Origin of the sequence: Sphaerochaeta sp. S2 (genome assembly GCF_016406725.1) — a bacterium.
Classification (GTDB): Bacteria; Spirochaetota; Spirochaetia; order Sphaerochaetales; family Sphaerochaetaceae; genus Sphaerochaeta.
This window is the reverse complement of record NZ_JAEKNT010000064.1, coordinates 1-4,413: the sequence shown is the minus strand read 5'-3', so window position 1 is coordinate 4,413 and position 4,413 is coordinate 1. Positions and strand designations below refer to the sequence as shown.

Below are 4,413 nucleotides of genomic sequence, written 5' to 3'. Positions count from 1 at the left end.
GACAAGGATCTTGAAACATCGCGTTGGCACGAATTTCATCAAACCCCTGGTAGTAGGTTTACAACCTACATGCTGATCGTGAATCCTATAATTAATTTAGTATATACCTCATCTTATGCATCGGAGCATATGGATATTGATTCCATGGATTACTTCGTTGACCGTACATACATTACTGGGAATTTCTTTTCAACCCTGCGAATGTAATAAGAAATACACATTCTACATTCAATTGGTTTGTTCTTAAAACTATAGCAAACAACTATATGGCGAATAGTAGCTGAGTAAATCCAGAGAACTATCCAAAACCCATCGTGGGAACGGTTACCGTCGGAATCAGTATACTATACCGCATTGTGCTGCCAACGGTTAACCTTTTGGAATTTCTCGATGCTGCAACAGGAATAAATCACCCATAGATATGAGCAACACAAGGAATCAATAACGTAAGGTCCTGAAAGGAAAGGCTATACGTAAAATCTCTTGAGGAACTCCCCTTGAAGTTTACATCGAAATGTTACGACTTGTTTTCAGAGTCATAAGTAATCAGGAGGTTATTCATGAACACAAATTCCAAGCTTACGAAATTGTCCATTGGCATTGCAATGATTGTCACTATCTTTTTCATGTGGGGGTGTTCAGATACTGTTGTTCACCCAATACAGGTGAGTGATATCACGGTCACTGGTGAGGGGAATGCGACCACTGTACTTGGTGGGTCAACTCTCCAGATGATTGTGGATGTCCTTCCTCTGAATGCATCTGATACGAGCGTTACCTGGTCAGTTATAGATAAAACCGGTACAGCGACCATCAGTCCGACAGGTCTATTAACTGGTACCAGCGCAGGAATCGTGAAAGTTATCGCTTCCTCCAATGATGCATCCGCCGAAGAAGGTTCCCTACAGATATTGGTAAATGGACAACCTTATGTTTCTTCGTTGTTCCCTCTCGATGGAGATACCGGGGTTTCTATTACTACGAATATTGAAGGTTCCTTCAATGAAATCATGGATCTTTCGACGCTGACCTCCCTCAATGTTATCGTAAGTGCATTAGGTAGTGATATTACAGGAGCGGTGAGTTATAGTGCGGAGAGTAAGACTGTATCTTTCAATCCTGATGCTGATCTTCTCTATGACACTGAATATACAGTAAGAATAAAGCAAGCCGTTACCAATGCCGCAACGGTGGGATTGATTGAAGACAAGGTGTGGACTTTTACCACAACAAGTGAAGTTCTGGCTGGAGAAGGTCCTGCACCCATCAATCTGCGTACAGCATCCAATTTCAGCATCTTGGCAAAATCTGCAATTACCACAACAGGTAACACACTTATTACCGGTGATATCGGTGTAAGTCCTCAATCCCTTGCTGATGTTACGGGTTTTTCCGAAATACTTGCGCTTGATGGAACCTCAGCAACATCCTCATATGTGACAGGAAACATCTACACCGCAGATATGCAGGAACCAACTCCTTCTACATTGACTACAGCAATATCCGATATACAAACAGCATATGTTGAAGCTGCAGGAAGAGTTGATTACGCAATCGTCTCAGAATCTGCTGAGGGAATAATCGGAGGACAGACTTTTACCCCTGGTATTTATAAATGGGAAACTGTGGTCACTATGGCAACAGATATCACTCTACAGGGTGGGGTAAACGATGTTTGGATTTTCCAGATTGCGGACAACCTGACTGCCAGCAGTGGTGCTAAGGTCCTTCTGGCTGACGGAGCCCAGGCGAAGAATGTCTTCTGGCAAGTGGCGGGAATCGCAACACTAGGAACTGGTGCTCACTTTGAGGGAATTCTCATGAGTATGACCCAGATTGTTCTGGAAACAGGTTCTTCGGTTCATGGAAAATTGTTGGCTCAAACCCAAGTCACCTTGGATACAGCAACAGTTACGCCGCTGTAAACCTATTACGACTGCATAGGGGATGTAGCAATCCCCGATGCTGGAGCTCTTTATTGGAAACAGGCTTATCTGGGCATGTGGAAAATCCTATTTTCCTTCAATCCGGAAAAGCACAGCATATCGATATTTCCCCCTTACAAAGAAGGGTATAGGAGGCATTTGAAGTCCTCTGGTGGCTTCAGGTATGTGATCTGATAGGAGTATGTAACTATGCCCCTTCTAAAATTCACAAGGAATCAGGAGGATTTCAATGAATACATGTAAAAACTTAACAAAGTATGTTTTCCTTTTTGCAATAATCGGTATTCTTTCGGTCGCCGTAGGGTGTTCGAACGATACCGCACCACCTACCTCGGTGACGGGTATTACTGTCACGGGAGCCTCAGATGCAACATCTGTCGCAAATGGTGAGACATTGCAAATGAGCGCGGCGGTCCTTCCAGCCGATGCACTCGATATGAGTGTAACTTGGTCGGTAATTGATGGGACCGGTACTGCAACAATTAGTGAGTCTGGTTTGCTCTCAGCAACCAGTGCTGGATCCGTTACGGTTAAAGCCATAGCAAACGATGGTTCAGAAATTGAAGGAACCCTTGCCCTTACTGTTACTGTGCCGAGTGGACCAGTAGCGATCAACCTTACAGAGATCTCTGGGGTGACTTTACCTGCAAGAGATGCAACTCCAGACACAGATGTGCCTGCAACTGACCAATATACTGCAACCATTTCATGGGATCCTGCGGACAGTCCATATTTAGCTTCAACTGTGTACACAGCTACCATTACGTTGACGGCCAAAACCGGCTATACCCTTAGCGGTATTGCATCTAACTCCTTTACCGTACTGGGAGCGACAACAACCAACGCCGTGGATAGTGGTGTAGTGACAGCGGTATTCCCTGAAACAACTGATGCTCTGTTGGCAACAGTACCTCTAGGAACGGCAGATAATTATGTAATCTTGGCTGAAAGTGCAGTGTCTACCACGGGTGCTACAGCTATTACTGGTGATCTTGGATTAAGTCCAGCTGCCACCTCAGCGTTTACTGGATTCTCCCTTACCAATGCAACAGGCTATGCTACCTCAGATTTGGTAACCGGGAAGCTCTATGCATCTGACATGGCTATTCCTGTTCCCACGGAGCTAACTGCAGCAGTATCAGATGTGGAAACAGCATATACCAATGCTGCAGGCCGGGTAGACCCGAATTACTTGAATTATGCTACTGGTGCTATCGGTGGTAAAGTCCTGCCTCCTGCTCTATATAAGTGGACTTCAGCTGTTGGGATTGGAGATGACCTTACATTGAACGGTGGTGAGGATGAAGTTTGGATATTCCAAATTTCTGGTAAGCTTGACGTTGCCAGTGATGTGACTGTCCTACTTACCGGCGGTGCACTTGCAGAGAACGTATTCTGGCAGGTTACGGATGATGTGACCTTGGGAGCCGGTGCCCATATGGAGGGGATTATCTTAGGGAAGACCCAAATCATCCTCCAGACCGGATCATCGGTCAATGGAAGATTGCTGGCACAAACACAGGTCACGCTTGATGCGGCGACAGTAGTGGAACCGGTAATTCTATAAACTAACGGACGATGGCACTGCAGGGGATGTACCTCTCAGTGCCTGATTCCCTTTTCGATTGGTGAGCTTTTTACGTAAGAGAATGAAAGCCATCATCACCTTCTTTACAGGAAATCTGGAGGATTTCAATGAAAACAAACAACATTTTTAAGCGTTACTTGCTAGTGATGCTCGCTTTAATCATCGTCTCGGTTACATTCATAGGATGTAATGCAGCTATCAGTTCACAGAATCCACCGACAGTGGATTCCACCTTTCCACTGCATGGTGCAACAGGAGTATCCAGCAACGGTACCATTACTGCAATCTTCGACGATTCAGTGGACGCTGCAAGTCTTACCACTGCAACGTTTACGCTAAGCAACGGAGGGACTGACGTCCTGGGCAAAATTACCTATGATGCACCTTCCAAGACCGCCATTTTTGCGCCTTCAGCAAATCTGGATTATTCAACTCCTTATTCAGCAATACTGACAACAGGAGTAAAAAATATTGAAGGTACAATGATGGCAGATGCAAAGCAATGGTCTTTCACGACTGCATCAGCAGGTGCTGGCCCAGCTCCGGTAATGTTAGGAACTGCAGCCAACTATGTAATCCTTGCGAAAACCACAGTTACGACCACAGGCGTAACAGATATTACCGGTAATCTAGGATTGAGTCCGGCTGCCACCTCATTTTTCACTGGATTCTCTCTCACCAATGCAACTGGATATGCCACATCTACCCTGGTAAGTGGATCTCTCTATGCTGCTGATATGGTGCCTCCTACAAACATCAACCTCACCACTGCAGTGGAAGATATGTTGAATGCATACACAGATGCTGCTGGAAGATCCACCGATGCAATCCTGAATCTAGGTGCAGGTGAAATTGGCTCAACTACGATTGAACCTGGCC

At 45.3% G+C, this 4,413-nt stretch carries 4 protein-coding genes; all 4 read left to right on the top strand.

Annotated elements, in window-relative coordinates; translation table 11 throughout:
• A partial coding sequence (locus JF818_RS16290) for a hypothetical protein (RefSeq protein ID WP_233065415.1) occupies window positions 1-207 on the top strand: 207 nt, incomplete at its 5' end.
• A gap of 353 nt (window positions 208-560) precedes the next feature.
• The gene (locus JF818_RS01590; protein ID WP_198890243.1) at window positions 561-1,925 is read left to right on the top strand and encodes an ice-binding family protein; all 1,365 of its coding nucleotides are present in this window, start codon (window positions 561-563) and stop codon (window positions 1,923-1,925) included.
• Between the two features lie 250 nt (window positions 1,926-2,175).
• Complete coding sequence (locus tag JF818_RS01585) at window positions 2,176-3,513, top strand: ice-binding family protein (protein ID WP_198890242.1); 1,338 nt, start codon at window positions 2,176-2,178, stop codon at window positions 3,511-3,513.
• A 128-nt stretch (window positions 3,514-3,641) separates the two neighbouring features.
• Window positions 3,642-4,413 (top strand): ice-binding family protein (locus tag JF818_RS01580; protein WP_198890241.1); only part of this gene is annotated, 772 nt, incomplete at its 3' end.